The 474-nt window shown below is 40.7% G+C and carries 1 protein-coding gene; it reads left to right on the top strand.

Annotated features, from left to right (window positions below):
• Positions 1-474 (top strand): glycosyltransferase family 2 protein (locus GFC01_RS18035; RefSeq protein WP_423244416.1); only part of this gene is annotated, 474 nt, incomplete at both ends.

Genomic DNA, 474 nt, shown 5'->3' with positions numbered 1-474 from the left:
AAACGTAAGCATGTCATGGCACTAGGGATGTTTGATGAAAATATCGTTCGGTATGGATTTGAGGATTATGATTTAGGAATTCGACTGAATCAGCTTGGTCTCTCCTTTGAATTGCGAGAGGATATCATGAGTGTGCATCAAGAGCATCCAAGTAATTTAACGTCATTTGATGACATCAAATACAACATTTTGTATATGTGTGAGAAGTATAACAATATTGATTCCATTGATGTCCATTTGGCTTTCTCTGGTCCGTTTTCTCACACTGTGACAAATGATATTGTGAAAGAAGTTCGGCAGCTGCGTGAGAATCCAGCATTTGATGACCTGTTATCCTATTTTTTAGAGCTGCTTCATTTGATCACAGAGCGGAATGTAGGCATCAAGCGGGATAAAAAAGATATGCTGACAGCCAAGCATGTTCCTTTGAAAAAGCTGGCAGAAGCGGCGCAGCTTGCACGTGAGGAGTATGGC

The organism is Desulfofundulus thermobenzoicus, from assembly GCF_009428905.1.
In the GTDB taxonomy this organism is placed as follows: Bacteria; Bacillota; Desulfotomaculia; order Desulfotomaculales; family Desulfovirgulaceae; genus Desulfofundulus_A; species Desulfofundulus_A thermobenzoicus.
Note: the sequence above shows the minus strand (reverse complement) of the source record. Positions and strands in the feature narration are given on the sequence as shown.